Source organism: Aquabacterium sp. NJ1 (assembly GCF_000768065.1).
Lineage (GTDB): Bacteria > Pseudomonadota > Gammaproteobacteria > Burkholderiales > Burkholderiaceae_C > Aquabacterium.
In genome coordinates this window covers 3430644-3456482 of record NZ_JRKM01000001.1, presented here as the reverse complement: position 1 = coordinate 3456482, position 25839 = coordinate 3430644, and the positions used below count along the sequence as shown (strand labels likewise).

Sequence of the window (25839 nt, the reverse complement as noted above, 5' to 3'; positions counted from 1 at the left end):
TTGCCCCCTTGAGGGGGCGGCCGAAGGCCGTAGGGGGTGGTCCTTAAATCGTGCCCATCAGGTAAACGAAGGTAAACACGCCGATCCAGATCAGATCCAGGAAGTGCCAGAACATCGACAGGCACATCAGGCGGCGCTTGTTCTCGGGCGTCAGGCCCAGCTTGCTCACCTGCACCATCAGCGTAACCAGCCAGATGGAACCGAAGGTCACGTGCAGGCCGTGTGTGCCCACCAACGTGAAGAACGAGGACAGGAAGCCGCTGCGCCAGGGGCCCGCGCCTTCGTGGATCAGGTGCGCGAACTCGGTGAGTTCCAGGCTCAAAAAGCCCAGGCCGAACAGGCCGGTGATGGCCAGCCAGCCCAGCACGCCGCCCTTGCTGCCCTTTTGCATCGCGATCATGGCAAAGCCATAGGTGATCGACGAGAACAGCAGCAGCGCCGTGTTGACCGCCACCAGCGGCAGGTCAAACAGGTCGGCACCCGAGGGGCCGGCCGCGTAGCTGTGACCCAGCACGGCGTACACGGCGAACAGCACCGCGAACATCAGGCAGTCGCTCATCAGGTAGAGCCAGAAGCCCAGGAGCGTGCCTTGCTGAGGGTGGTGGTCGCCGTTGTCGTAGAAGACCGGCGCCCCGTTTACATGCGTAGATGCGATAGCCATGGTGTTGTGTTTACTACCTTGTTCGATCAGGCCGCCGAGGCCATCGAGCTGCCTGCACGAGCTTGCTCGGAGCGGGCCACTTCATCGGCCGGGATATAGAAATCACGGTCGTAGTTGAAGGTGTGCACGATCGCGGCGGCGATGGTGGCGACGAAGCCCAGGCCGGCAAACAACCACATGTGCCAGATCAGCGCGAAGCCCGTGCCGGTGGCCAGCATCGCGATCACAAAGCCGGAGGCCGTGTTCTTGGGCATGTGGATGGACTTGAAGCCGACCATCGGTTGCTTGGCGCCACGTTGCTTCATGTCATGCCAGGCATCGTTGTCATGCACGATGGGCGTGAACGCGAAGTTGTAGTCGGGCGGGGGCGAAGCGGTCGACCACTCCAGGGTGCGGCCACCCCAGATGTCACCGGTTTCGTCACGCAGCTGGTCGCGCTTGAGGTAGCTGACCAGCAGCTGCACGCCAAAGGCGCCAATGCCCAGTGCCACGATGCCCGCGCCCACAGCAGCGATCTGGAACCAGATCTGCAGCGAGGGGTCATCGAAGTGGTTCATGCGGCGGGTCACGCCCATCAGGCCCAGCACATACAGCGGGGTGAAGGCCACCCAGAAGCCGATGAACCAGCACCAGAAGGAGACCTTGCCCCAGAAGGCATCCAGGCGATAACCGAAGGCCTTGGGGAACCAGAAGTTGATGCCGGCAAACAGGCCGAACACCACGCCACCAATGATCACGTTGTGGAAGTGCGCGATCAGGAACAGGCTGTTGTGCAGCACGAAGTCGGCGGCCGGCACGGCCAGCAACACGCCGGTCATGCCACCCACCACGAAGGTGATCATGAAGCCCACCGTCCACAGCATGGGCACTTCGAACTTGATGCGGCCACGGTACATCGTGAACAGCCAGTTGAAGATCTTGGCGCCCGTCGGGATCGAAATGATCATCGTCGTGATGCCGAAGAAGGAGTTCACGCTCGCGCCCGAACCCATGGTGAAGAAGTGGTGCAGCCACACCAGGTAGGACAGGATCGTGATCACGACCGTGGCATAGACCATGGAGGCATAACCGAACAGCTTCTTGCCGCTGAAGGTGGAGACCACTTCAGAGAAGATGCCGAACACGGGCAGCACCAGGATGTAGACCTCGGGGTGGCCCCAGATCCAGATCAGGTTCACGTACAGCATGGGGTTGCCGCCCATGTCGTTGGTGAAGAAGTTGGTGCCCAGGTAGCGGTCAGCCGTCAGCAGCGCCAGGGTGGCGGCCAGCACGGGGAAGGAGGCCACGATCAGCACGTTGGTGCACAGCGAGGTCCAGGTGAAGACAGGCATCTTCATCATGGTCATGCCGGGCGCGCGCATCTTGATGATGGTGGCGATCAGGTTGATACCTGAGAGCGTCGTCCCGATACCCGCGATCTGCAGTGACCAGAGGTAGTAGTCCACCCCCACGTCAGGCGATTGCATCAGGCCCGACAGCGGCGGGTAGGCCAGCCAGCCGGTCTTGGCGAATTCACCAATGAACAGCGACACCATCACCAGGATGCCGCCACCGGCCGTCATCCAGAAGCTGAAGTTGTTCAGGAAGGGGAAGGCCACGTCGCGCGCACCGATCTGCAGCGGCACCACGTAGTTCATGAAACCCGTGACCAGGGGCATGGCCACGAAGAAGATCATGATCACGCCGTGGGCGGTGAAGACCTGATCAAAGTGGTGCGGCGGCAGGAAGCCGGCGTTGTCACCAAAGGCCATGGCCTGCTGGGCGCGCATCATCACCGCATCGGCGAAACCACGCAGCAGCATGATCAGGCCCATCACGATGTACATGATGCCGATCTTCTTGTGGTCGATGCTGCAGATCCAGTCGCGCCACAGCGGGCCCCACAGGCGGAACTTGGTGAGCAGGGCCAGCACGCCCAGGCCACCCAGGGCCACAGCGGCGAAGGTGGCAACCAGGATGGGCTCGTGGTACGGAATGGCCTCCAGACTGAGGCGTCCGAAGATCAATTGGCTGAGTTCGGGGGACATCTTCGATCTCGCAAGAGCGTGAAGCGCAACCCTTCAAAGGGCCGCGCGGGATTCAGTTCAGGGCTGGGCGATTTCCGTGCGGGCAGGTGCCATCACGGAAGAGGCCAAGGTGGCAGTGCCGCGTGTGTTGACCGGCGTGCACTGCGCCGCCACCACGATGCGCTCCTGCATGCCGTCGGCCGTGCGCCAGGTTTGCTTGGTCAGGCCGCTCACGCTGCCCTTGCCCAGACCACCCCGTGCATCAATGGCCGCCATCTGGTTGAGGCACATCTTGCTGGCGTCCACGCAACGGTTGAGGATGGCGTCATACAAGGCGGCGTCCACGCTGGCGTAACGGCGCACCCCATCACGCGAGCTGGGCTGCTCCAGCTTCAGGAAGCCGGCGCGGTCCAGGGGCTGGCCTTCAGCCTTGTTGCTGGCGACCCAGCGCTCGAAGTCCTCGTTGGACAAGCCATGGAACTTGAAGCGCATGTCCGAGAAGCCGCCGCCACTGTAGTTGGCCGACATGCCCTGGTAGACACCGGGCTTGTTGATCACGGCGTGCAGCTTGGTCTCCATGCCGGGCATGGCGTAGATCATGCCGGCCAGCTCGGGGATGTAGAACGCGTTCATCACGCTGGAGCCGGTGATCTTGAACTGGATGGGGCGGTCAACCGGGGCGGCCAGCTCGTTGAGGGTGGCAATGCCCTGCTCGGGGTAGATGAACAGCCACTTCCAGTCCAGGGCCACCACTTCCACCACCAGGGGTTTGACGTCAGCCGGTACGGCGCGCTCGGCGTCGATGCGGTCCAGCGGGCGGTAGGGGTCGAGCTTGTGCGTGCTGATCCAGGTGATCGCACCCAGGGCGATGATGATCAGCAGCGGCGCGCCCCAGATCATCAATTCCAGACGGGTGGAGTGATCCCAATCGGGCGTGTACGTGGCAGACGTGTTGGAAGCGCGATACCGCCAGGCAAAAAACAGCGTCAGCACGATCACCGGAACGATGATCAGCAGCATCAGCAGGGTCGAGGTGACGATGAGGTCAGCCTGTTGCCGGGCGATGTCGCCATGTGGCTTCATCACGACGAAGTTGCAGCCGGACAGCGCGGCTGTGGCGCCCAGGAGCCCCAGAAGGGCCAAGGGTCGACGGGACGGACGGGAAGGGTACATCAGGGTTACCCGCGCGGGCGGGAAAACGAGAGTTGTGCAGCGGGCCCGAATGTATCTTGATTGAGGTGGATCAACCATTGGACATTTTGTCCAATGCACCAGGAGACCACCGATATGAGTACTGCAGGCACCCATGCAATTCACATCATGAAAAATGCTCCTGAAGCGCCCCCCATCGAATCGCTTTCTGTCGCGCCGGGCGACATTGCGGTGGGCGTGGTGATCGGACGGGCATCCGAGTATTTCGACTTCTTCGTCTACGGCATCGCGTCCGTGCTGGTCTTCCCGGCGCTCTTCTTTCCCTTCGTTGACCGATTGCAAGGCACCTTGTTCGCCTTCACGCTGCTGGCGCTGGCCTTCGTCGTGCGCCCCATCGGCACCCTGGTGGGCATGGCCATCCAGCAGCAATGGGGGCGCAGCACCAAGCTGACGGCCGCCCTCTTCCTGCTGGGCAGCTCCACCGTGGGCATGGCCCTGCTGCCAGGCAGCGAAACATCCGGCGCCTGGGTCGCCATCTCGATGCTGACGCTGTGCCGCATCGGCCAGGGCCTGGCGCTGGGCGCCTCCTGGGACGGCCTGCCCTCGCTGATGGCGCTCAACGCGCCGGAAAGCCGACGGGGCTGGTACGCGATGCTGGGCCAGCTGGGCGCGCCGCTGGGCTTCATCCTGGCCAGCGGGCTGTTTGCCTACCTGTGGGGCAGCCTGTCCACCGAGGACTTCCTGAGCTGGGGCTGGCGCTTCCCCTTCTTCACGGCCTTCACCATCAACGTGGTCGGCCTGTTTGCGCGGCTGCGGCTGGTCGTGACCCATGAATACGAACGCGAGCTGGACGCCCACGAGCTGGACCCCTGCAACCCCAAGGAGCTGTTCCAGGAACAGGGCCTCAATGTGGTGATCGGCGCATTCGCCGCCCTGGCCAGCTACGCCCTCTTCCACCTGGTGACGGTGTTCCCACTGTCCTGGGTGGCCCTGCACGCCAGTCAGGCCATTGGCCGCTTCCTGTCCATCGAGCTGGTGGGCGCCGTGCTGTGTGCCATCGCCATGCCGCTCTCGGGCATCATGGCCGACAAGATCGGACGCCGTCGCACGCTGGGCACGCTGGCCATCGCGATCGCGGCCTTCAGTGTGGTGACCCCCTGGCTGATCGACGGCGGCGCCATCGGGCAGGACGCCTTCATCCTGATCGGCTTCGTGCTCCTGGGGCTGTCGTACGGCCAGTCCGCGGGCTCGGTGACCTCCAACTTCCTGCCCAAGTTCCGCTACACAGGCGCGGCCCTGACGGCGGACCTGGCCTGGCTGCTGGGCGCCGCGTTTGCCCCGCTGATCGCGCTGGGGCTGTCCATGCACTTTGGTCTGCTCGCCGTGAGCGTCTACATGATGACCGGTGCCGTGGCCACCTTGCTGGCCCTGCGCGTCAACAAGAGCCTGTCGGCCGTGCGCGACTGAGCGTACGCGACCGAGATCAACGGGCAAGGCCGTTCAATTTGCACGGTTGTGGCCCGGCCATGCGCCGGGCCTCCTCACAGCCAGGTCCAGCTCAACTAAGCTTGGGCTGGACCGAACTGGTCCCCAAGCCTCACTGTGATGACACGCGCCGACAGCATCGACAAGACACGCCCCCACAAGCTGGCCATGCCCGCGGGTGAGGACGCGGCACAGTCGCCCTTTCTGGTCTACCAGTACCTGGACAACGGTGAGCGCGTGGAGGTGCCCAACACCCCCTCCAACCAGACCCCCGGCGTGCTGGCGCAGGAGATGCGGATCCGGCAGGCGCAGTTCCTGCAGATGGCCGAAGATGCCCTGCACACCAAGGGCACGCCCGAGTGGCAACAGCTTTTCGAGCACGACAACGCCAAGCGGCGCGCCCAGGAGATGGCGGACCGCGCCAAGGTCTACGACGACCTGGAACAGATGATGTGCTGCGGCTACATGAGCAGTGGCCTGCCGCTGCCCGACCGCGTGCACTACCACCGCACGCGAGAGGCCCTGGCCGAGTACCTGGCCACCAAACCCGAACGCGATGCCATGCGTGACGAGATCTCCGACCCTGCATCGTGCCGGGCCTGGGAAATCGTTGAACAACAGGCCGAGGTCTACCTGCAATACGCCTATTTCTTCGACACCAGCGACATCCACGACCGCGAGCAATGCCGCCGCATCAGTGCCGTGGAAATCTTCGAGCTGATGAACCAGGGCAGTTAGCCCGAGCGGCGCCCCTGTCACCGTAAGATTCAGGCCACATTCAATCCAGGAGGCCTGAAGTGTTCTCACACATCTTTGTGAGCGTCAGCGACTTTGAGCGGGCGCTGGCTTTCTACAGCCAGGTCCTGAGCCAACTCCACATCGAACAGCGATTTTGTGAACCCGACAAACCCTGGGCGGGCTGGCACAGCGCGGGCGGCACACGCCCCTACTTCGTGATCTGCAAACCCTTCAATGGCGAGCCCCATGACCCCGGCAATGGCCAGATGGTGGCTTTCACCGCGGCCCATCGCGAGATGGTTCGCGCGGCCTACCAAACCGCCTTGGCAATGGGCGGCCGCTGCGAAGGGCCACCGGGCCTGAGGCCCCACTATCACGCGCACTATTACGGCGCGTACTTTCGAGATCCCGACGGCAACAAGGTCTGCGTGGCGTGCCACAAGCCCGAGCCACCCTGCCCGGCACCCGCCAAAACCGGCACCATGCGCATCCTGAGCGTCTCTGGCAGCGTGCGTGCCGCGTCCATCAACACGGCGTTCTTGCGCGCTGTGGCGCAATCAATGCCCAGTGACGTTCAGGTCACTGCCTACGAAGACTTGGCCCTGCTGCCCATCTTCAACCCTGACCTGGATGGCACGCCACCAGCGCAGGCTGCGCAGTGGCGCACCCTGGTTGCCCAAGCCGATGCCCTGCTCATTGCCAGCCCGGAATATGCGCATGGCATCACGGGTGCGATGAAGAATGCGTTGGACTGGCTGGTCAGCCATGAGCCGTTTGTCAATAAACCCGTTGCCGTGGTCAACACCTCAGACCGGGCACACCATGCCGACGATGCACTCCGTGAAACCTTGATCACGATGAACGCCCGGCTGATTGAGGAAGCGTCGATCACCATACCGTTACTGGGCTCCCCCATTCACCTTGATGACTTGGCTCGGACCAGGCTGGTCATCGACGCCTCCGCAAAAATCCTTGAAGGCCTGAGGCAGGCAAGCGCATGTGACACCGCGGCTAACACGCCCCGCCACCCGACGGGCTCACCATAAAATGACCTGAACGATGCCACCTTGGCGCGCATCGACATTCGGGAAGGCAAGCCATGATCGATCACACCGGCGTTGTCGTCAGCGACATCGAGCGCAGCAAACATTTCTACCTGGCTGCCCTGGGCGCCATTGGCTACCAATTGCTGATGGCCCTGCCGGCTTCGGTCACCGGCCACACCGATGTCGCGGGCTTTGGTGAACCACCGAAGCCGGATTTCTGGATCAGCGCAGGCCAGCCCAACCAGCCGCCTGTTCACATCGCATTCAGGGTGGCTTCCCGCCAACTGGTTGACGCGTTCTACCGCGCCGCGATGGCAGCGGGCGGCCGAGACAATGGCGGCCCCGGCTTGCGACCGCACTACCACCCCAATTACTACGGCGCTTTTGTGCTGGACCCTGACGGGCACAACATCGAGGCGGTCTGCCACGATACCGCTTGACTTGGCAAGCGCTGCCGGGCCGGGAAGCCGCCCAAGGTCAGGAAAAGACCGACACACGACGCCGACGATCTCGCCGCCATACAATGGCAGCGGGCTCACCGGGCGCCCACCTCGCGAAAGCTGACGCACCGCTCATCCGCAAGCCATGTGCTTGCATACCCTCCACAGGCCGACAGCGAGCAGGCCGTGATCCAGGAGCTGGTATGCAACCAACCCATTCCCCTCAGTCCCCACGCACCCAGGCGGCAGACCTCGTTCGCGCCCTGGCCAGACAGCTGCACCGCGCTGCGACCTCCGATTCCTTGCGGGTGTCGTTGCCTGTTTTGCGGCGCATTCTTGCCACCCACACGCTGCGTGATCTCTCGCTGCCCCAGTTGTTTCAGCAACGCGCCATGGTTCAGCGCAAACACCTTTTGCGCACGCTGGCGATTGAAGCTGGTCACCCCAGCTGGGAGCACTACAGCCGCGCCTTGCCGGGCATGACGGCCGAGCAGTTGCCCCATCTGGACGTGCTGCAAGCCAGCGCGGGCTACCCCAATCTGTGGTTCTCAAGCCCGACGCAAGCGCAGGCCTATGCCCAGGCACATGGTGGGCGTGTCTTGCCCGTGGGAACGCAGGCGGTGGTGCTGAGTCAGCACGGCTGATCTCTACAGGCTGAAGCTAGGCGGAGGCTACCCCGCTCCCGACGGGCGCTTCAGCCTGGTGCCCGACGACGATCAAGGCCTGGCGCGCTTGGGCGCCACCTTGCGGCCCACGCGCTGGCGATCCAGCGCCCCCGAGGCGGCAGATTTGAGCAAGCGTTGAAACGTCGGGCACGCCGCATGGCTGGGCGCGGGGCACGCCGCTGCATGCCGCAGCCCCCGGCTGACCGCCTTGAGTTGCCTGATGGTCGCGTCGATGTCATCGGCCTTGGCCACCAGCAACTGCCGGTCGATGTTGACGCCCCCACCGGGTGACAACATGGTGTGGACCTCGTCGAGCGACAAACCTGCCGCCTGCCCCAGTGCGATCAGAGCCAGTTGGTCCAGCACGGCAGGCGCAAATTGGCGCCGCACACCTTGCGGGCCGATGGAGGCGATCAGCCCCACTTTTTCGTAATAACGCAGCGTTGACGCGGGAACGCCCGAGCGCTTGGCGACCTCGGCAATGTCCATCACAAGACCTCTTGACTTGAAGTTGACTTCAACTTCTATAGTGACTTTCATCAAGCACTTGGTCAAGCCAAAGAGGTACGGACATGGACATCCTGCACGACATTTCTCGCATCGCCCTGATCGGCATCGGGGCCACGGCCATCATGGATTTGTGGCTCACCCTCCTCAAACGCCTGGGCGTGAACACCCAGAGTTTCGCCCTCATCGGCCGCTGGGTCGGGCACCTGCTTCGCGGCAAGGTTGCCCATGCGGCCATCGCCAGGAGTGAACCCATTGTGGGTGAACTGGCCTGGGGCTGGCTCACGCACTACGCCGTCGGCACGGCCTTTGCTGCGCTGCTCGCGGTGCTCGCCGGCCGCGCCTGGTTGGCCAACCCCACGCTTGCGCCGGCACTGGCCGTGGGCGCGCTCACCGTGGCCGCGCCCTTGCTCGTCATGCAGCCCGCCATGGGGGCTGGCTTCCTGGCCAGCAAGACACCCGCGCCCCTGAAGAACTGCATGCGCAGCCTGGCCAACCACAGCGTCTTTGGCCTGGGCCTTTACCTGTCGGCCTCGCTGATGGCGTTCATCACGGCTTGAAGCCGCCCCCTTTTTGACTCAAGGAAGCACCACCATGAACAAGCTTGCCGTCATCTATCACAGCGCGCACGGGCATACCGAGCACATCGCCCATCACATCGTGGAAGGCGCCAGCAGCATCGCGGGTGCCAACGCGACGCTGTTGCGCGCCGAAGACCTGACTCGTACCCCCGATGCCCTGACCGCTTACGACGGGTTCATCCTGGGCTCGCCCATCTACCTGGGCGGCGTCTCGGGCGCCTTCAAGTCCTTCATGGATGCCACCGGGCGCCTGTGGCGCCACCAGGCCCTGAAGGGCAAAGTCGCGGCCGGGTTCACCGTGTCCTCGCTGCCTGCGGGGGACAAACAATCCACCTTGATGTCGATGTTTGTCTTCAGCATGCAGCACGGCATGCTGTGGGTGGGCAACCCCTTTCTGCCCGAGCAGCACCAGGGCGTGCCGTATGACGACGCCGTCAACCGGCTGGGCTCCTGGTCAGGCTTGATGGCCCAGGCCGGGCACGGCTCGCCAGCTGATGCCTTCGCACCGGGCGATACCAAGACAGCGCGGCTGTTCGGCCAGCACGTCGCCACGACGGTGACGAGGCTTTCAGCGCAACCGGCAAGCTGATCGGCCGACCTCGTCAAACCGCGAGGTCTGGCACCGCGACACGATCAGTGCGCAGCCTGGTAAAGCGCCGCGCCAGCCTGCATCGGGTCACCCGTGCGCTCGTAAGCCTCGACCCAGGCGTCGTAGTTGTGGATGGCTTCTTGCTGCCAGGGGTGGAAGCCAGGCTTGAAGTAGGCCAGCAAGTTGCCCAGGTGGCTGGAGATGATGCCCTTGTAGCCAAAGAGCCACCAGCGGCACTTGGCCATCATCCACATGCGCTGGCCGAACGAGAAACCGTCGTTCTTGAGCAGGCGGTTGGTGAAGCGCAGCGTCAGGAAGCTCAGGAACAGGATGACATGGGCCATGGCCAGGCTGCGCTTGAAGTAACCGACCTTGGCCACCTTTTGCATCACGTCGTAAGCCACGGCCTTGTGCTCCATCTCTTCAACCGCATGCCAGGCCATCATGGCGCGCAGCTTGGGGTCGGCGTTGGCCATGGTCTTCTTTTCCACGAAGAAGATCTCGGCCAGCATGGCCGTGAAATGTTCGAAGGCGGCCGTCAACGCCAGGTTGTATTCCTTGGAGAAATGCTTGGTGTGGGCCTCGTTGTTCCAGTTGATGAAGTCGACGATGGCGTCCACGTCCAGGCCCTGCTCACGCAGGCGCTGGTTGTACTTGGAGTGCACGATGCCATGCTGGCCTTCCTGGCGGATGAAGGTCTTGATCTCGGCGAGCAGCTTGGGGTCCGTGGTCTGCTCGCGGTAGGCGCGCACGCAGGAGATGAAGTAGCGTTCACCGTCAGGAAAAGCAGCCTGCAGGGCGTCGATCAAGCGCGACTTGTAGGGGTTGTTCTCGTACCACCAGCGCGGCAGTTCGCCGTCCAGGCCGAAATCCAGCTTCTCGCGAGCAACCAGTTCTTTTGCGTTGTGCAGTGCTTGCTGACTCATGTCTGTCTCCGTTCACCTCTTGGGGTGCGTGAATTGATTTGAGTCAATGTTAGGAGCATGCCTCCCGACTGCAAGGCACCCTCGGCGACAAGAGGGCAGGCTGTGCGTCATCAGCCCCGGCTGCATCATGATTGAACACGATTTGAATGTCCTGAGGGGCTTGAGGATCAGGGAAGACGCTGCCAACGTGTCATGGGCATGGCAGCGCCGAGACGCCAGCGGCCGTTGGCACCGCAGGATGGTTGCCGGGGATAATGCCGCGTTGTCCCAAGCCCCCCGCTCACCGTTTGGCGGGTACCCCTGCCCAGCCTCACCGCAAGGATCACCGATGAAGTCGCTGCTGCTCGTTCCCGCCCTGCTTGCCTTCGCCGCTCAGGCCGCGCCCGTGACCTACGAGATCGACCCCGCGCACACCTACCCCAGCTTCGAAGCCGACCACATGGGCATGTCCTACTGGCGCGGCAAGCTGAACAAGAACACCGGCACCATCGTGTACGACAAGGTCACCGGCGCCGGCAGCGTCGACGTGAAGATGGACCTGGCCAGCATCGACTTCGGGCTGGATGCGATGAACACCTGGGCCACCGGCAAGGAATTCTTCAACGTCGAGAAGAACCCGAGCGCGACGTTCAAGGGGCACTTCGACGGCGCCAAGGCCGGTGTGCCGAGCCAGGTGGTGGGCGAGCTGACGCTGAACGGCAAGACCAGGCCCATGACCCTGGCCATCCACCAGCTCAAGTGCATGTCGCACCCGATGTACAAACGCGACTACTGTGGCGCAGACGCTTCGGGCAGCTTCAAGCGCGACGAGTTCGGCCTGGATGCGGGCAAGGACTGGGGCTTCAAGATGGACGTGAACCTGCGCATCCAGGTGGAAGCCGTCGCGAAGGAATGACGCGCCCCTGAAAGGGCCGCGTTCATGCGACTGGCGGGTAGGCAGCCGAAGTCAAGCCTTCAGTGCAGGCGTTCCTGCTTGAACGTGTACCGAGCCAGGCGGGCGCTCAGTTCGTCGTTCTTGTCAGCGGCTTGCCAGCGCACCACGGCGCCCATGCGCGGGTCCTGGATCGCGTCGCAAGCAAGCAGATCCGTCCCCAGTGCCTGCGCTTCCTCGCGCACCACGGATGCCAGCTCCTGAAGCGTCAAGGCTGGCTTGAAGATCTTGCCGATGGCCGTTGTCGGTAATGTCTCAACCACCTGGATGCGCTTGGGCCAGGCGGCCCGCTCCGCGATCTGTGTCTGCGCATGCTGCATCAGCTCGGCCTCCGTGGCCCCCCTGCCCTCGCGCAGCTGTACATAGACCACCGGCACCTCGCCGGCATGCGCATCAGGGCGCCCCACAGCGGCCGCCAGCGCCACGGCCGGGTGCACATGCAAGGCCTCTTCAATCAGCTTGGGGTCGATGTTGTGGCCGCCGCGGATGATGAGCTCCTTCTTGCGACCCGTCAGCCAGAAGTAGCCATCGGCATCCTGGCGCCCCAGGTCGCCGGTGTTGAGCCAGCGCTCGGTCTCGCCGCGCCCGTTGGGGCGGTCGATCCACAGGCCCTGGTTGTGGGCGGCGTTCAAATAACCCTGGAAGAGGTTGGGCCCGCGGATGGCCAGCACACCGACTTCGTCGCACTCGGCATCGCGCAGCCAGCGGCCTTGATCATCCAGGACGAAGGCGGCCATGTCTTGCCAGGGCAAGCGCAGGCCGATCGAGCCCAGTCGTGCTTCACCGTGCGGCGGGTTGATGCTGGACACACAGCCCCCTTCGGTCAGGCCATAGCCCTCCAGGATCTTGACGCCCGTCTCATCCTGGAAGCGGTAGAACAGCTCCACCGGCATCGGCGCGGCCCCGCACACGCCGTACTTCAGCTCGCTCAGGTCCTGCCCTTTGGGCGGATGCTGCAGCAAGGCCGAGTAGACCGTGGGCACGCCCGAGAAGAACACAAAGCGGTGGTGCGCCGCGATGTCCCAGAAGCGCGGGATGAGGCCGGGCGCGCGGTAACCCTGCGGCGTACCCAGCACCACGTGTGCACCCACCGACCAGGGCGTCAGGCCCGTGCCGATCTGCGCGTTCACATGGAACAGCGGCAGGCCGCAGAAGACCGCGCGGCCTGCCCCCTCGATCTCCGAGCCAAAGGTGGCGGCCAGTTCCAGCGCGTTGGCCACCTCGGTGCGATGTGTGCGCACGGCGATCTTGGGCAGGCCCGTGGTGCCGCCCGTGCAAAAGTACGAGGCCTTGTCATCCAGCGAGGGCCCTTCAAAGCTGAGCGCCTGTGCCGGAGCCTTGCTGATCAAAGGCAACAGGGGCTGGACCCTGGCCTGCGCAAGCTGGCGCGGCGTCTTGAATCGGGCCACCCAGCGCAACAGTGGCGCCAGCCGATGGCGCAAGTACGTCAGGGGGCTGACCGTGAGCACATGCTGCAAGCTCGGCACATGGGCTGCGGCTTGTGAGGCTTTCTCCCAGATGTCGGCACCCGGCGTAGGTGCCAGCGTGACCAGCACCTTGGGCCGCGCGGCATTCATGAGCTCTGTCATCAAGGCCGGCTCCAGCAGCGGGTTGATCGCGAACACGATGCCGGCCGCCTCGCCGCCCCAGATGGTCCAGTGCGTTTCGGGCAAATTGGGCAGGATGAAGGCGATCACGTCATCGCGGCCCACGCCGAGCTGGCGAAAGGCATTGGCCGCCTGGGTGATGCGCGCCATCCACTCGCGATGCGTCCAGACCACCGGCGTGGTGTGGTCCTCCGTGCGCAAGAAGAAGCTCAAGGCCGGCGCATCAGGATGCCGCTGCGCGCCGCGTTGCAGCAGCTCGTAGGTGTTGCGCACAGGGCCGATGAGATCAGGCTCGCCGGCTTCGATGGCGTGGACATCGTCCAGCTGCCGGACGCCAGCGGCGATCGAGATGGTCGGGGCGGGTCGCAGAGTGGCGACAGAGGGCATGGGTGACTCCGATACGGGTGGGTGACAGCAATGCACGCACGCGCCGGCACCACCCGGAGCGCACGATCAGGCGAGCTGGGCGTTGGGCTTGGTTCGCGCCAGCAGCGCCTGCTCAGGGAACTCGACGGGCTTGATGGGTGTGCTCACCAGCTTGCGTGCCTGTGCCTTGGTCATGCCCAGGCCGAGCAGCAGGTGATAGGTGACTTCTTCAGGGTAGTTGGCCGGCAAGGACGTGGACACGGGCGGCGGCAAGGTCAAGGCCGTCACCGCCGCATGGGCCGTGCCCAGCACCATCACCAGCCCCACGTGGACCGAACCGAGGTTGAACCGGCCGCTGTCCATGGCGGCCTGGATGTCTCTTGGCAGATAAGCCATGGCCAGGCTGTTGTGGGCGGCCATGGACAGGCCCGCGCGGGCCACGAACTGCGCCAGCAGCGGGTGGGCCTGCATCGTGTGCAGGGCCATGCGCACCCCCGTGGCCAGGCGCTCGGCAGGGTCCTTGCACTGGATGACCACCGCTTCGACCAGCGCGAGCAGTTCATCGCCCAGCTCCTTGACCACGGCGGCCAGCAGCTCTTCGTTGGTGCGGAAGTAGTTGTAGAAGGTGCCGCGCGACACCTCGGCCATGGCGATCACGTCTTCGATCACCGCGGCATCCGCCCCCTTGTTCGCGAACACATGCAGCGCGCTCTCAATCAGGCGCATGCGCATGCGTTCACGCTTTTCTGCGGCAACTCGGGAACGGTGATCCAGGGTATTCATGGGGTCGAGACAGGTGGCAATGGCAGAAATGTCTCACGAGCTCGTGGTGTTGTTCATGCCATCCCGCAAATTGACTTTGATGTCATCCTGACATTTATGTCATTATTACTGAACAGCGCGGGGTGTGCAAGCCCTGATGTGTGTTCAACCCCTGGATGCCATGACCTCACCCACCGTTCTTCACACGCCTCCGGAGTACCCGGAGAGCCAACGCCCTGACTTCGTGCAGCGGCTCCATCGCCCCGAACCCTTGATGAAGGCACGCGAACTGGCCTTTCTGATGTTCGACAAGCGCGACCTCGTCCGTGCCGAGCGCTTCTGGCAGGACTTCGGGTTGATCACCGTTTCGCGCACGGCCGACAGGCTGGTCATGCGCGCAGCAGGCGGCGCGCCCGCCGTGCTCGTGGCCACCCGGGCCAGGCGCTCGCGGTACGTGGGGGCGGCGTTCGTGGCGCCCGAAGGGGCTGATCTGCCGCACATCGCCCGGCAACTGGGCGGGCAAGCCGTGCCGCCAGACCAGGTGCCGGGCGGCGGGCGTGCCATCAGCCTGCGTGACCCTGATGGCCACCGCGTCTGGCTCATCCAGGGTTCGGCTCGTGTGGACCCCTTGCCGGTTCGAGAGCCCATCACCAACCAGATCAACACCCTGACGCAGACGCCCCGCGTCAACGCCACGGTGCGCCCGCCCATTGCACCAGCGCGCATCGGCCGGCTGGGCCACGTGGTGATGCAGACCACGGACTTCCGGCTCATGGCGGACTGGTACATGCGCGTGCTGGGCATCATCCCGACGGATGTGCAGTACCTGCCTGACGGGCAGCCTTTGCTGACCTTCTTCCGTCTGGATCTGGGCGGCACCCCGAGTGACCACCACACCGTGGTCATCGCAGGCGGCCTGGAGCCCAAGTACGAACACAGTGCCTGGGAGGTCGAAGACATCGATGCGCTGGGCCAAGGCCAGCAGGTGCTCAAGGCCAACGGGCATCGGCACATGTGGGGCATCGGCCGGCACGTGCTGGGCAGCCAGTTGTTCGACTACTGGTATGACCCGGACGGCTTCGAGTTCGAGCACTACACCGATGGTGACGTCTTCACCGCCGATCACGAGACGCGCTATGTGCCTTTTGCCCCCGGCAGCATCTGGGCCTGGGGCGACGACGTGCCGCCCACCATGCTGCCCAAGAAGAGCCCCGCCCTCCTGTGGAAGGTGTTCAAGCTCTGGCGATCCGGGCGCCTCGATCTGCCCCGCCTGATCCAGTCCGGCAAGGTCCTGGATACCCCGGCGCGGCCCTGGCTCTGATCACCCTTCGTCCGCCATCAAGCCTCCTCAAGCGCCCAAAAGCCCCATTCAACCCATCACTTCAAGCAGCATCCTCATGGCCACTTCCGTCATTCGCTTCCAACCCATCACGGGCCCTGCCAACGCCACACCGCAGTGGGGCGTCCTGTTTGATCGCCGCATCGCCGTCCTGCCCATCCAGGCGGCCACGACCGGTGAGTTCGTGCGCCATGCGCTGCCGCAGGCGCGTGCCGCCACCCGCGCACAAGCCACCTTGAGCCTGGACGAGGTGAGGCTGCTGTCTCCAGTGACATCCAACCAGCAGTTCATCTGCCAGGGTGTGAACTATGCAAGCCATGTGCGCGAGTCGGGCCTGGACCCGAAGAACTTCCCCTTCAACACGATCTTCACGAAAGCCTCGTCGTGCATCACCGGCCCTTCGGATGACGTGATCCGGCCCCGACACGTGCACCTGCTGGACTACGAGATCGAGCTCGGCCTGGTGCTCTCGGAAGACCTCACGGGTGCGCGCGAGATCAAGGCCGACCGCCTGCATGAAGTACTCGCTGGCCTGACCATCGTCAACGACGTGTCGGCGCGCGATGTGCAGCTGCCTCAAGGCCAGTTCTACAAGGGCAAGAGCTACCGCACCTTCGGCCCGGTCGGCCCCAGCCTCTTGCTGCTGGAGCCGCATGAGTGGGCGCTGTGGCCCAACCTGCGCATGAAGCTCACCGTCAATGGCAGCGAGCGCCAGAACGACCTGTGCGGCTCGATGCTGTTCAAGCCGCATCAGACCCTGAGCGAGCTGTCGGCCCTGCAGGACCTGCATGCGGGCGACCTGATCGCCACCGGCACGCCTGCAGGCTGCGCCGCCCGGGCGCCAGGCAAGCTGCCCATGTTCCTGGCTAAGCACTTCATTTCGGACGCCACGAAGTGGAAGCTCTTCGTGCGCAAAGGCCTGAACGACCCGATGTACCTGCAGCCCAACGACGTGATGGAGCTCAGCATCCGCACCGACGATGGCCGCCTTGATCTGGGCCTGCAGCGCAACAAGGTGGTGCCGGCATGAGCACCAACATGGCCTTGGTGTGCCGTGTGGCCAAGGCCCCTGCATCACGCGCCTTGCGCTGGGAGCCTGTTGACACGCAGGCGCTCAAACCCGACGAAGTGAGGGTCCGGGTACACGTTGCATCGGTCAACCCGATCGATGTCAAGCGCGCCACCGGGTATGGGCAACGGGTTCTGTCCTTGATGGGGGCGGGTGGACCGGCGCTGGTGCTGGGCAACGACTTCGCCGGCGTGGTCACGGAGGCGGGCCGCGATGTGCTGCACGTCGCCACCGGCGACCGCGTCTGGGGGCTGGTGCCCACCGGGCCGCAGGGTGCACACCGCAGCGAGGTCTGCGTGCCTTCGCGCTGGGTACGCCCGCTGCCGTCCGGCATGCTCATGGTGTCGGCTGCGGTGCTGCCCTACACCTTCACCACACTGTGGCGCGCCCTGCAAGGCATCGGGCTCCATGAGCAGAACGCCGCGGGCCGCCATGTGCTGGTCAATGGCGCGGGTGGTGCGCTGGGCCAACTGGCCATCCAGCTGCTGTCTCGATGGGGTGCCTCCGTCACCGCCGTCTGCGGCGCCACATCGGCTGCGCGCTGCATCGCATTGGGCGCCAGCCAGGTGATCGACCGGCACACGACGCACCTGGCCGATCTGCCATCGAACTGCGATGCCAGCTTGAACTTTGGCGCCTGGGCCGATGAGGCCGAGGTGATGGGCAGGCTCCACCCCCATGCGCTGGGGCATGCCACCACCGTGCACCCGCTGCTTGGCGACATCGACGCGCGCGGCTGGCTGGCCGGTGGCCTGGCCTGCTGGCGCGCCTGGCGAAGCATGCGCCTGCGCCTGCATGCGACCGCACCCAAGGCCCGGTATGCCTGGACGGTCTTCAAGCCAGACGAAGGCGCCATGCAGACGCTGCAGCGCAGCCTGCTCTCTCGCCCGCTGCTGCTTGAAGTGGGCCATCGCACACCGTTCTCGCAAGCGGACAGCGCCTTTTCACACGTTGGCCAAGGCCGCCCCACCCGGGCGGTGCTGATGGCCGAGATTTGAATATGACACAAGGATCAGACATGAACTTGCCAAACCAGACCGATGTCCTGCTGGTGGGTCTCGGCCCCGTGGGCGCCGCACTGGCCAACCTGCTGGGCCAGTATGGCGTGCAGGTGCTCGCCATCGACAAGGCGAACGACATCTTCAAGGCACCCCGCGCCATCGCCCTGGATAACGAGGCTTTGCGCGTGCTGCAGATGTGCGGCATCCACGATGGCGACATCGACACCATCGCCATCCCGGAGGTGCGCATGCACTCGCCCCACTTCGGCTTCTACAGCCGCGCCAATACCGCTGGCGCCGTTGACGGCCACCCCAAGCTGGTGACCTTCTATCAACCGCAGCTCGAACAGGTCCTGCGCGAACGGCTGGCGGCGCACGCCACGGTTCACGTCGCCCTGGGGGCCAGCCTGCAGGGCTTCGAGCAGGACGCATCCGGCGTGCGCGCCCAGATCAGCGATGCCAGCGGCACCCCACGCGATGTGCACGCCAAGTACATCGTCGGGGCCGACGGTGCCAACTCGCTGGTGCGCAGCCTGCTGGGCCTGGACTTCAAAGGCAAGACCTACGCCGAAGACTGGCTGGTGGTGGACGCCAAGCGCCTGCCGCAAGCTATAGACCATGTCGAGTTCATCTGCGACCCCCAACGCCCCACGCCGCACATGGTGGCGCCCGGTGATCGCCAGCGCTGGGAGTTCAAGCTGCAGCCCGGTGAAACGCGAGAAGAGATGGAACGCCCCGAAACCGTTCGTCGCCTGCTGGCACCCTGGGCGCAAGGGCAGGAGATAGACATCGAGCGTGTGGCGGTCTACCGCTTCCACGCACGCGTGGCCGACACCTTCCAGGTGAAGCGCGCCTTTCTGGTGGGGGATGCCGCCCACATCACGCCCCCCTTTGTGGGCCAGGGCCTGGTCGCGGGGCTGCGCGATGTCGCCAATCTGGGCTGGAAGCTGGCCTGGGTGGTGCAAGGCCGAGCCCAGGAGGCGCTGTTGCCAACGTACAGCCGCGAGCGCCAGCCCCATGCCCGCGAGATGATCCAGCTGGCGCAATGGATGGGGCGCCTGGTCATGCCGGGCAACAGCATGCAGGCCTGGCTCACGCACGGCATGATGAAGACCTTGTCATCCATCCCGCGCATCAAGAACCTGTTCGAGAACCTGGAGATCAAACCGGCCAACCGCTTCAAGACGGGCTGCTTTGCGCCCGGCAAAGCCTGTGCGGGTTTGATCCGTGGCGGGCAATTGCCTCAGGGCTGGGTGCGCGCCCTCCACGACCGCGAGCACATGCTCAGCGACGACGCACTCGGGCAGGGGCTGGTGCTGGTGGGCTTTGGTGTGGACCCCGCCGCCAGCCTGCCCCAGGACGTGCGCAACAAGTGGCGTCAGGCCGGTGGGCAGTTCCTGCGCATCGCACCGCGCGGGCAACCGGCAAATGAAGCCACCGTCCCCACCTGGGAAGACCTCGACAATTCATTTGGCTCGCCCAAGGTGCCAGCAGGCTGGGTGGCGGCCGTGCGGCCAGATCGCGTGGTCATGGCGGATGGCCCCTTGGCTTCCACCACGCAGCTGGCTCAGCAGAGCCTGGCCTTGTTGTGCGCCACCTGATGTGGCTTCCTTGCAAGCATCAGACCTTCTTCAGAATGGCTTAAGTTGCGTCACACGCGCTCACAGCTATAGTCGTTGACGCTTTGCCATGCAGGCAGTCGCATGGTTCAAGGCAAATGCCCCTCAAGAGGGCCTGAAAGAAGTCAGGGAGAGTTGACGCGCAATGCCCATGGGCGCATCTGCGCGCTCGACGTTGACGTTTCGTCGTTGTACCCGCTGTACCCGGATGGTCTTCACGCAGCCGTGAAACGCTGCGTGCGAAGCCGTCTGCTTGACGTTTCTTCTCCCCCACCTTCAATCAGGAAGCAAGCCCATGACCTTCACGCATGCATTGCGACGCGCGTCCGCGATCGGACTGGCTGTGTTCACAGCCATGTCCGCCCATGCACAGACCACCCACCGTCCAGCCATGCTGGCAGCGCCTGGTGACACCACCACCTCGCCCTCGCCTTTCGCTGACAACAACGGCCAGCTCCCACCCAAGAGCGTCTACCCGGGCCCCTTGTTCAAGCTCAATGGTGCGTGGCCACAAAAGGCCTTGCCGCCTTTGAAGAACCCGCCCTGGCAAGCTGCGATCAACGGGCAGCAGATCAACACCCAGAACGCACAGGCCTATGCCAATGCCCTGCGTGACTACGTGGCCCCGAACGCCAAGACCCTGATCATGAACTACGACGGTTGGGATGCCAGCAAGGCGGGCTGGTACAACGAACCGTGGCTGGGCAGCCTCCGCGAAGCGATCCGCGGCACCTATGCGGCAGGTGAGTTCGGCCCCGGCATCTTCCCGGGCACAGGTTTGCGCGCCACCTTCAGCACGCATGTGCTGACCTACTACGATGCACGCGCCGCCTACTCGCTCTACAAGCTGTGGGGCACCAGCGCGATGGACCCGGCCATCAAAACCGCCAATGCCCAGTTCGCCGAAGGCTCCGTGATCGTGAAGGCGGCCGTGTTCACCTCGACCGACCCCAAGCAGCCCACGGATTGGTGGGACGCCATGAAGGGCGCGCAACCCTGGCAGCTCTACATTGACCCGACCGGCACCTCACCCGCCAAGCCTCAGGTCTGGCCAGGTTATGTGGCGCAGTTCGACATCATCGTGAAAGACAGCAAGTCGGCACCCAAGACGGGTTGGGTCTTCATGACCCTGGTGTATGACAACGCCGTGCCTGGCGACGCGTGGGACAAGATGATCCCCTTGGGTGCGCAGTGGGGCAATGACCCGCAAGCCACCAAGCCTGGCCAGCCCTTGGTCGAGAACTGGATCAACCCGAAAGCACCGAAGTACGCCACCCAGACCTTGGGCTGGATGGGGCGCCTGTCGGGCCCCAATGACGGTGCGCGCAACAACATCGCGGTCAATGGCAAGGTCATCGAGAATGCACCTGACTCATCGTGCATGAGCTGCCACAGCACCGCGCAATGGAACGTGGCCCGCCACCGCATGGACTCCTTCTTGCTGCCCTCTTTCTCGCAAGACGCGCCCCCGGGATTCAAGCTGTGTGGCGACGACGGCAAGCCCAAGCACAAAGGCCAGAACATCTGCTCGCCAGCGCCCGCCTCAGCAGCCTGGATGAAGTGGTTCACCAACCGCCTGGGCACACAGCCGATGGACAAGGGATCCGTGGCGATGGACTTCGATGAGGTCTTCTCGTTCAAGTCCCTGCCCATGTGGTGGGCCGCGACGCACCCGACACCGAAGGCTGCTGTCGGGGCCGTGGAATCCGAACCAGCGGTGTCTGCGCAGCGCTTCAATCAGTACACGGGAGCGCCACTGCCCAAGCGTGACGCAGGCAAATAAACAGGCCTTTGTCAGGCGCTCAGTGGCAGCGGGAACACTGCCACTGAGCCCGCCGCAGGCTCAGCACCCCCGGCAACATCGCGGTGCTTGAACGACCTTGCCGCATACTTCGCGCATGCCCATTGATCCGTCTGCCGATGAACCAGCCTTGTTCAAGAACGCCAAGGCGTTCGAAACCTGGTTGAAACGGCACCATGCCACGGCTGATGGCCTGTGGCTCAAGATCGCCAAGCGCCATGCCAACGAAGCCAGCGTCACCTACCCAGAAGCGGTGGAGATCGCGCTCTGCTGGGGCTGGATCGACGGCCAGAAGAAGAGCCTGGACGAACAATACTTCCTCCAACGATTCACCCCCAGGCGCGCCCGCAGCGTCTGGTCGAAAGTCAATGTCGACAAGGCCGAGGCCCTCATCAAGGCGGGCCGCATGCAAGCGCCGGGCCTTGCGCAGATCGAGGCGGCCAAGGCCGACGGCCGATGGGCGCGGGCGTACGACGGCGCGCGCACGTCCGAGGTACCCGAAGACCTGATCGCTGCGCTCGACGCCGCCCCGGCAGCAAAAGCGTTCTTCTCAACGATCAATGCCTCAAACCGCTACGCGGTCTTGTGGCGCATCCAAACGGCCGTGAAACCCGAGACGCGTGCGAGGCGAATCACGCAGCTCGTGGAGATGCTCGCGCGCGGGGAGACCGTTCATATATTCAAGCCCAAGGCCAAAGCCAAGGATTGATTGGCTTTGGCCCGAGCGTGAACTTGCTGACGGCTTACTGAACCCACAGCACCTCAAACTGCAGTCGGGTTGGTGCGCCCTGTATCGACACCTCATCCCCTTCGCATTTACCCAGCAAAGCCCTGCCAAGAGGGGTTTCTCGACTGATGACCTGAACGAACTCAGCGCCGCTGACCAACTTCATGCTGCCCCCATCCGGGCCGAGAAAGAGCTGTTGCTGCTTGTCGTCGGCATCGACCAGGCAGACCAGCGCGCCGAGTTGTATGCCTTTGCTGGCGTCGTAAGGGCGCGGACGGAACTGGCGCCAGTTGGCCATCGCCTGGCGGATGGCTTCGGCTCGGCGCGCCTGGCCGGTGGCCAGGTAGGCGGCTTCAAGCCCCAATGTGTCGTGTCAATCGCCACATCCGGCGGCTGGATGATGACGGCTCCCAAGACCGCTGACGTGTCCCTGGGCGGCCCCCTGTAGGTGAGCAACATCAGCATCGACTTAACCCAGAAGCGCGTGTACGCCAGCGTCAGCGGCCCCATCAGACTGAGCGATGTCACCACACTCAACCTGAGCGCCGCCGTGCCCGAGCCATCGACCTGGGCCATGGACCTCCCGGCCCTGGCCCTGCTCGGGTTGGTCCTCCGCCGCTCGGGCCGGTACTAGGGATTGCGTTGGCCATCGGGGTCAGTTAGCTTCTGTCCCTCTTCCTGGCGCATGCCGCATCGCGCCTATAACAAACTCCGGAACATCATCATGGCTGAGCTCAGTGACCTTCTCGAGATGGACGGCGTCAACACGGGCATCCTGCGTCACCTCGATCTGGCAGGCGTGAACAACTTGCTCGCCACCAGCGCCACGGTACGCAACTCGGTCGCCCCAGTGCTGAGCAGGGTTGTGCGTGATTTCTGCGGCGTAGGAAACGGCCACGGCATCGAGAAGCATTGCCTGGACATGATGCGCTACAAGGCTCCAAACTGGTTACGGACGATGGACGGCCTGAAGGCCAACAAGGGCAAGAAGATCAACAACACGACATCCATCCTGGTATCCAACGCGATCAAGAAGGGCAACGCCCATCGGCTGCCTGAAACGGGAGAAGGCATGCTCAAGCGTCGGGTCATCGGGATCGACCCAGACACAGGCGCGCTCGACGACGATCCCACGAAGTCGGATTCGTCTGCCTTCCTCACGTCGGACGACTTCAATGCCGCGCTGTTGTGGCTGTCCAAGGCGTACTTCCATCTCAAGCAAAGCAAACTGCAGAGAAGTTCGGGCAGGTATCGCTATGGTGGCCACACCCTGGAGGTCACGTTCGACCCCGGCAAGAACGGGTACAAGATCGTCGCACCCATCGCGATCTTGCAGGGCAACCCGGCCAACCTGGTCGTCAGCTACAAGATGGACCTGAAGTTCCCGGAAGTCGCTGCGACCATCTACGACCTCTACGACAAGCTTGGCGGCGTGAAGAAGGCCAATTCCGATCTGGCCGGCGCGATCATCGACGCCGTCGTCATTCAGGTCATCAAGCAGAAGCCCGTGACCGGCATTGTGGCCATCTTCAAGGCCAATCAGGAAAAGGGCGACTTCCTGTTTTCCATGTACCCCACTTGATAAGGCCAAAGACTGGCCGACCTCCAGGACGGACTGAAAAGACGCACAGACCGGGCAAGCTCCTCGCAGCGGTCTGAGCAAGTGATGGGGGATCGCTACGCGGCGGCCCCGGCCCTGACACGGGTCACATCGGCCCGAGGTGGGCTGCCGAACAGGCGCCGGTACTCGCGGCTGAACTGGGACGGGCTCTCATAACCCACCTGGACGGCTGCACGGGCGGCATCCAGCCCCTCTGCCAGCATCAAGCGGCGAGCGTGATGCAGCCGCAGGTGCTTCTGGTACTGCAAGGGCGACAGGGCCGTCAGCTGCTTGAAATGCAGGTGCAGCGTGGAAGCACTCATGTGCGCCACGGCCGCCAACTCGTCCACCCGAAGCGGCTGGTCATAGCGCTGGCGCAGCAACTCAATGGCACGGGCGATGCGGCGCGTCTGGCTGTCGGACTGCGCCAAGGCGCGCAGGCGCGGGCCCAGGGGGCCAGTGAGCACCCGATAGAAGACCTCGCGCTGCAGGAGCGGAGCCAGCACGGGCACGTCCTGTGGTTCGTCCAGCAAGCGCAGCAGGCGTACCGTGGCGTCCAGAAGCGGCGTGCTCACAGGGGCCAGGTTGAGCGCACGGGTCGGCCCCTCTTCGATATCAGCCGAGGCCGTGGCTTGCCCAGCCTCAAGCAACAGCGCCGCCAGATCGGTCGGACTGCTTTGCAAGCGCAGGCACAGATAGGGCTGCTCGACACTGGCCTCGGTGATCTGACCTACGGGCAGCAGTGTCATGGACACCAGCAGGCAATGCAGTGGGTCGTAGTGCAGCACCTCCGCACCCAACGTGGCCTGCTTGCGCCCTTGCAGCACCAGCACGAGGCCGGGTTCGTACACAGCCGGTAATGGCTGGGCCGGCATGCTGGCGCGGATCAATTGCAGGCCCGGCACCCGGCCGTCATGCAGGCCATCGCTGGGCGCATGGCGCAATGCAATGGCCAACGCGTCCTGGCGCAAAGCTTCCAAGTGAGTGGGTGATTCAGGCATACGCAGGATTGTGCAAGCATCCGGGGCCATATGGGCAAGCCAGGCATCAAGGCCGCAGGATCAGGCAAGCATGGCGGAGCCGCAGCCTGGTGCATGGCCAGGCCGCGCGGGGCAGACTGGCTTCCAGCCTTCAGGAGGCGTTCTCCTGAAGCCACTTCTTGCCAACTGGAGCCTCGCCATGACCCCATCCACACCCACCATCCCCCAACGTACCTTGGGCCGCAATGGCCCGCAAGTCTCAGCCCTGGGCCTGGGCTGCATGGGCATGTCGGACTTTTATGGCACCGCCGACGATGCCCACTCGCTGGCCGTGCTGAACCATGCACTGGACATCGGAGTCTCGCTGCTGGACACCGCCGACATGTACGGCGTGGGCGCCAACGAGCGCCTGCTGGCACCGTTGCTGAGCGCGCGACGCAGCGAGGTGGTGCTGGCCACCAAATTCGGGAATGTGCGCGCACCGGACGGCAAGTTGCTCCGCATCGACGGCAGCCCCGCATACGTGCGCCAGGCCTGTGAAGCGAGCCTGCAGCGCCTGGGTGTGGATCACATCGACCTCTACTACCAGCACCGGGTGGACAAGACCGTGCCCATTGAAGAAACGGTGGGGGCCATGGCCGATCTGGTGCGCCAGGGCAAAGTGCGCCACCTGGGCCTGTCGGAAGCCTCGGCCGCCACGCTGCGCCGGGCTGCGGCGGTGCACCCGATTGCAGCGCTGCAAACTGAATACTCGCTTTGGACGCGCGACGTGGAAGCTGAAATCCTGCCCACTTGCCGCGAACTGGGTATCGCGCTGGTGCCTTACAGCCCGCTGGGCCGCGGCTTCCTCACCGGCACGATCCGCAACGTCGATAGCCTGGACAGCAGCGACTGGCGCCGAGCCAATCCACGTTTTCAGGGTGACAACCTGTCAGCCAATCTGGCCCTGGCCGATGCACTGGGCGAACTGGCTACCGCCTGGGGATACAGCCCTGCCCAATTGGCCCTGGCCTGGCTGCTGGACCAAGGCCCGGACATCGTGCCCATTCCCGGTACCCGCCGCATCGAACGCCTGGATGAGAACGCGGCGGCAGCCTGCATCCAGTTCAGCGATGCCCAGCGTGCTCAGATGGCTGCGATGCTGGCAGCCCACCCAGTGGCAGGCACACGCTACCCGGAGGCGGCGATGAACGCGCTCAATGCCTGAGCGCGGGCAGCGCGGTCATACAGCCAGCCAAATA

The 25839-nt window shown here is 64.2% G+C and carries 25 protein-coding genes and 2 pseudogenes; 18 read left to right on the top strand and 9 right to left on the bottom strand.

The window, feature by feature from the left end; genetic code table 11:
* Positions 1-43: 43 nt before the first annotated feature.
* The 3 genes from cyoC to cyoA are packed head-to-tail and all read right to left on the bottom strand — an operon-like array spanning position 44 to position 3840.
* Positions 44-661, bottom strand: a complete 618-nt coding sequence (gene cyoC, locus JY96_RS14835) for a cytochrome o ubiquinol oxidase subunit III (protein WP_052162564.1) — start codon at positions 659-661, stop codon at positions 44-46.
* Between the two features lie 26 nt (positions 662-687).
* Entirely contained in the window at positions 688-2688 is a 2001-nt protein-coding gene (cyoB, locus tag JY96_RS14830) for a cytochrome o ubiquinol oxidase subunit I (protein WP_035038578.1), read from the bottom strand.
* A gap of 57 nt (positions 2689-2745) precedes the next feature.
* Positions 2746-3840: a ubiquinol oxidase subunit II gene (gene cyoA / locus JY96_RS14825; RefSeq protein WP_081961284.1), complete on the bottom strand. Its 1095-nt coding sequence runs from the start codon at positions 3838-3840 to the stop codon at positions 2746-2748.
* A 147-nt stretch (positions 3841-3987) separates the two neighbouring features.
* Here cyoA and JY96_RS14820 point away from each other — a divergent pair, with 147 nt between their 5' ends.
* From JY96_RS14820 to JY96_RS14795, 6 genes and pseudogenes are all read left to right on the top strand, one after another.
* Positions 3988-5286 carry an MFS transporter gene (locus JY96_RS14820; protein WP_052162959.1) on the top strand — a complete coding sequence of 433 codons (1299 nt, stop codon included), beginning with the start codon at positions 3988-3990 and terminating at the stop codon, positions 5284-5286.
* A 138-nt stretch (positions 5287-5424) separates the two neighbouring features.
* Entirely contained in the window at positions 5425-6042 is a 618-nt protein-coding gene (locus tag JY96_RS14815) for a hypothetical protein (protein WP_035038576.1), read from the top strand.
* Positions 6043-6101: 59 nt separating this feature from the next.
* A pseudogene (locus JY96_RS14810) lies at positions 6102-6488 on the top strand (VOC family protein); the annotation flags it as partial.
* A 36-nt stretch (positions 6489-6524) separates the two neighbouring features.
* Positions 6525-7088, top strand: coding sequence for an NADPH-dependent FMN reductase (locus JY96_RS14805; protein ID WP_081961649.1), 564 nt, complete (start codon positions 6525-6527; stop codon positions 7086-7088).
* Positions 7089-7141: 53 nt separating this feature from the next.
* Positions 7142-7528, top strand: a complete 387-nt coding sequence (locus tag JY96_RS14800) for a VOC family protein (protein ID WP_035038574.1) — start codon at positions 7142-7144, stop codon at positions 7526-7528.
* A 203-nt stretch (positions 7529-7731) separates the two neighbouring features.
* Positions 7732-8172 carry a hypothetical protein gene (locus JY96_RS14795; protein ID WP_035038572.1) on the top strand — a complete coding sequence of 147 codons (441 nt, stop codon included), beginning with the start codon at positions 7732-7734 and terminating at the stop codon, positions 8170-8172.
* 72 nt (positions 8173-8244) lie between these two features.
* Here the strand turns inward: JY96_RS14795 and JY96_RS14790 are convergent, their stop codons facing one another.
* A complete protein-coding gene (locus tag JY96_RS14790) occupies positions 8245-8682 on the bottom strand; it encodes a helix-turn-helix domain-containing protein (protein WP_152606519.1) in 438 nt (145 codons plus the stop codon).
* An 83-nt stretch (positions 8683-8765) separates the two neighbouring features.
* On the opposite strand from JY96_RS14790, the gene JY96_RS14785 reads away from it, so the two are divergent.
* Positions 8766-9260, top strand: a complete 495-nt coding sequence (locus JY96_RS14785) for a DUF2938 domain-containing protein (RefSeq protein WP_052162563.1) — start codon at positions 8766-8768, stop codon at positions 9258-9260.
* A gap of 34 nt (positions 9261-9294) precedes the next feature.
* A complete protein-coding gene (locus JY96_RS14780; protein ID WP_035038567.1) occupies positions 9295-9870 on the top strand; it encodes a flavodoxin family protein in 576 nt (191 codons plus the stop codon).
* Positions 9871-9914: 44 nt separating this feature from the next.
* On the opposite strand, the gene JY96_RS14775 is transcribed toward JY96_RS14780, so the two are convergent.
* Positions 9915-10796: a metal-dependent hydrolase gene (locus JY96_RS14775; protein WP_035038565.1), complete on the bottom strand. Its 882-nt coding sequence runs from the start codon at positions 10794-10796 to the stop codon at positions 9915-9917.
* Between the two features lie 328 nt (positions 10797-11124).
* Here JY96_RS14775 and JY96_RS14770 point away from each other — a divergent pair, with 328 nt between their 5' ends.
* Positions 11125-11691: a YceI family protein gene (locus tag JY96_RS14770; RefSeq protein ID WP_035038563.1), complete on the top strand. Its 567-nt coding sequence runs from the start codon at positions 11125-11127 to the stop codon at positions 11689-11691.
* A 59-nt stretch (positions 11692-11750) separates the two neighbouring features.
* Here JY96_RS14770 and JY96_RS14765 read toward each other — a convergent pair whose 3' ends face one another.
* Both JY96_RS14765 and JY96_RS14760 read right to left on the bottom strand, forming a co-directional pair.
* Entirely contained in the window at positions 11751-13721 is a 1971-nt protein-coding gene (locus JY96_RS14765) for an acyl-CoA synthetase (RefSeq protein WP_052162562.1), read from the bottom strand.
* Positions 13722-13787: 66 nt separating this feature from the next.
* Complete coding sequence (locus tag JY96_RS14760; protein ID WP_035038560.1) at positions 13788-14483, bottom strand: TetR/AcrR family transcriptional regulator; 696 nt, start codon at positions 14481-14483, stop codon at positions 13788-13790.
* Positions 14484-14643: 160 nt separating this feature from the next.
* Between JY96_RS14760 and JY96_RS14755 the strand changes: the two genes are divergently transcribed.
* The 6 genes from JY96_RS14755 to JY96_RS14730 all read left to right on the top strand — a co-directional run bounded on the left by JY96_RS14755 (position 14644) and on the right by JY96_RS14730 (position 22000).
* Positions 14644-15783: a VOC family protein gene (locus JY96_RS14755; RefSeq protein WP_052162560.1), complete on the top strand. Its 1140-nt coding sequence runs from the start codon at positions 14644-14646 to the stop codon at positions 15781-15783.
* 76 nt (positions 15784-15859) lie between these two features.
* The gene (locus JY96_RS14750; protein WP_035038558.1) at positions 15860-16831 is read left to right on the top strand and encodes a fumarylacetoacetate hydrolase family protein; all 972 of its coding nucleotides are present in this window, start codon (positions 15860-15862) and stop codon (positions 16829-16831) included.
* Positions 16828-17868, top strand: a complete 1041-nt coding sequence (locus JY96_RS14745) for an alcohol dehydrogenase catalytic domain-containing protein (RefSeq protein ID WP_035038556.1) — start codon at positions 16828-16830, stop codon at positions 17866-17868. The genes JY96_RS14750 and JY96_RS14745 overlap by 4 nt, the downstream gene beginning before the upstream one ends.
* Positions 17869-17888: 20 nt before the next feature.
* On the top strand, positions 17889-19472 hold the full coding sequence (locus tag JY96_RS14740) for a bifunctional 3-(3-hydroxy-phenyl)propionate/3-hydroxycinnamic acid hydroxylase (protein ID WP_035038554.1): 1584 nt from the start codon (positions 17889-17891) through the stop codon (positions 19470-19472).
* Positions 19473-19785: 313 nt separating this feature from the next.
* Complete coding sequence (locus JY96_RS14735) at positions 19786-21273, top strand: hypothetical protein (RefSeq protein WP_052162559.1); 1488 nt, start codon at positions 19786-19788, stop codon at positions 21271-21273.
* A 115-nt stretch (positions 21274-21388) separates the two neighbouring features.
* A complete protein-coding gene (locus tag JY96_RS14730) occupies positions 21389-22000 on the top strand; it encodes a YdeI family protein (protein ID WP_035038551.1) in 612 nt (203 codons plus the stop codon).
* A 34-nt stretch (positions 22001-22034) separates the two neighbouring features.
* Here the strand turns inward: JY96_RS14730 and JY96_RS14725 are convergent.
* Positions 22035-22391 (bottom strand): annotated as a pseudogene (locus tag JY96_RS14725) (GreA/GreB family elongation factor); the annotation flags it as partial.
* 75 nt (positions 22392-22466) lie between these two features.
* Here JY96_RS14725 and JY96_RS24285 point away from each other — a divergent pair.
* Both JY96_RS24285 and JY96_RS14715 read left to right on the top strand, forming a co-directional pair.
* Complete coding sequence (locus JY96_RS24285) at positions 22467-22652, top strand: PEP-CTERM sorting domain-containing protein (RefSeq protein WP_035038549.1); 186 nt, start codon at positions 22467-22469, stop codon at positions 22650-22652.
* A gap of 51 nt (positions 22653-22703) precedes the next feature.
* Positions 22704-23600, top strand: coding sequence for a hypothetical protein (locus tag JY96_RS14715; RefSeq protein WP_035038547.1), 897 nt, complete (start codon positions 22704-22706; stop codon positions 23598-23600).
* Between the two features lie 95 nt (positions 23601-23695).
* Here JY96_RS14715 and JY96_RS14710 read toward each other — a convergent pair whose 3' ends face one another.
* On the bottom strand, positions 23696-24598 hold the full coding sequence (locus tag JY96_RS14710) for an AraC family transcriptional regulator (RefSeq protein WP_235333938.1): 903 nt from the start codon (positions 24596-24598) through the stop codon (positions 23696-23698).
* A 199-nt stretch (positions 24599-24797) separates the two neighbouring features.
* Between JY96_RS14710 and JY96_RS14705 the strand changes: the two genes are divergently transcribed.
* Positions 24798-25805: an aldo/keto reductase gene (locus JY96_RS14705; protein ID WP_035038542.1), complete on the top strand. Its 1008-nt coding sequence runs from the start codon at positions 24798-24800 to the stop codon at positions 25803-25805.
* The last annotated feature ends 34 nt before the right edge of the window (positions 25806-25839 follow it).

Coding starts and splice junctions, on each gene's coding strand:
- cyoC (WP_052162564.1), bottom strand. CDS start 661: ATGGCTATCGCATCTACGCATGTAAACGGGGCGCCGGTCTTCTACGAC.
- cyoB (WP_035038578.1), bottom strand. CDS start 2,688: ATGTCCCCCGAACTCAGCCAATTGATCTTCGGACGCCTCAGTCTGGAG.
- cyoA (WP_081961284.1), bottom strand. CDS start 3,840: ATGTACCCTTCCCGTCCGTCCCGTCGACCCTTGGCCCTTCTGGGGCTC.
- JY96_RS14820 (WP_052162959.1), top strand. CDS start 3,988: ATGAAAAATGCTCCTGAAGCGCCCCCCATCGAATCGCTTTCTGTCGCG.
- JY96_RS14815 (WP_035038576.1), top strand. CDS start 5,425: ATGACACGCGCCGACAGCATCGACAAGACACGCCCCCACAAGCTGGCC.
- JY96_RS14805 (WP_081961649.1), top strand. CDS start 6,525: ATGCGCATCCTGAGCGTCTCTGGCAGCGTGCGTGCCGCGTCCATCAAC.
- JY96_RS14800 (WP_035038574.1), top strand. CDS start 7,142: ATGATCGATCACACCGGCGTTGTCGTCAGCGACATCGAGCGCAGCAAA.
- JY96_RS14795 (WP_035038572.1), top strand. CDS start 7,732: ATGCAACCAACCCATTCCCCTCAGTCCCCACGCACCCAGGCGGCAGAC.
- JY96_RS14790 (WP_152606519.1), bottom strand. CDS start 8,682: ATGGACATTGCCGAGGTCGCCAAGCGCTCGGGCGTTCCCGCGTCAACG.
- JY96_RS14785 (WP_052162563.1), top strand. CDS start 8,766: ATGGACATCCTGCACGACATTTCTCGCATCGCCCTGATCGGCATCGGG.
- JY96_RS14780 (WP_035038567.1), top strand. CDS start 9,295: ATGAACAAGCTTGCCGTCATCTATCACAGCGCGCACGGGCATACCGAG.
- JY96_RS14775 (WP_035038565.1), bottom strand. CDS start 10,796: ATGAGTCAGCAAGCACTGCACAACGCAAAAGAACTGGTTGCTCGCGAG.
- JY96_RS14770 (WP_035038563.1), top strand. CDS start 11,125: ATGAAGTCGCTGCTGCTCGTTCCCGCCCTGCTTGCCTTCGCCGCTCAG.
- JY96_RS14765 (WP_052162562.1), bottom strand. CDS start 13,721: ATGCCCTCTGTCGCCACTCTGCGACCCGCCCCGACCATCTCGATCGCC.
- JY96_RS14760 (WP_035038560.1), bottom strand. CDS start 14,483: ATGAATACCCTGGATCACCGTTCCCGAGTTGCCGCAGAAAAGCGTGAA.
- JY96_RS14755 (WP_052162560.1), top strand. CDS start 14,644: ATGACCTCACCCACCGTTCTTCACACGCCTCCGGAGTACCCGGAGAGC.
- JY96_RS14750 (WP_035038558.1), top strand. CDS start 15,860: ATGGCCACTTCCGTCATTCGCTTCCAACCCATCACGGGCCCTGCCAAC.
- JY96_RS14745 (WP_035038556.1), top strand. CDS start 16,828: ATGAGCACCAACATGGCCTTGGTGTGCCGTGTGGCCAAGGCCCCTGCA.
- JY96_RS14740 (WP_035038554.1), top strand. CDS start 17,889: ATGAACTTGCCAAACCAGACCGATGTCCTGCTGGTGGGTCTCGGCCCC.
- JY96_RS14735 (WP_052162559.1), top strand. CDS start 19,786: ATGACCTTCACGCATGCATTGCGACGCGCGTCCGCGATCGGACTGGCT.
- JY96_RS14730 (WP_035038551.1), top strand. CDS start 21,389: ATGCCCATTGATCCGTCTGCCGATGAACCAGCCTTGTTCAAGAACGCC.
- JY96_RS14715 (WP_035038547.1), top strand. CDS start 22,704: ATGCCGCATCGCGCCTATAACAAACTCCGGAACATCATCATGGCTGAG.
- JY96_RS14705 (WP_035038542.1), top strand. CDS start 24,798: ATGACCCCATCCACACCCACCATCCCCCAACGTACCTTGGGCCGCAAT.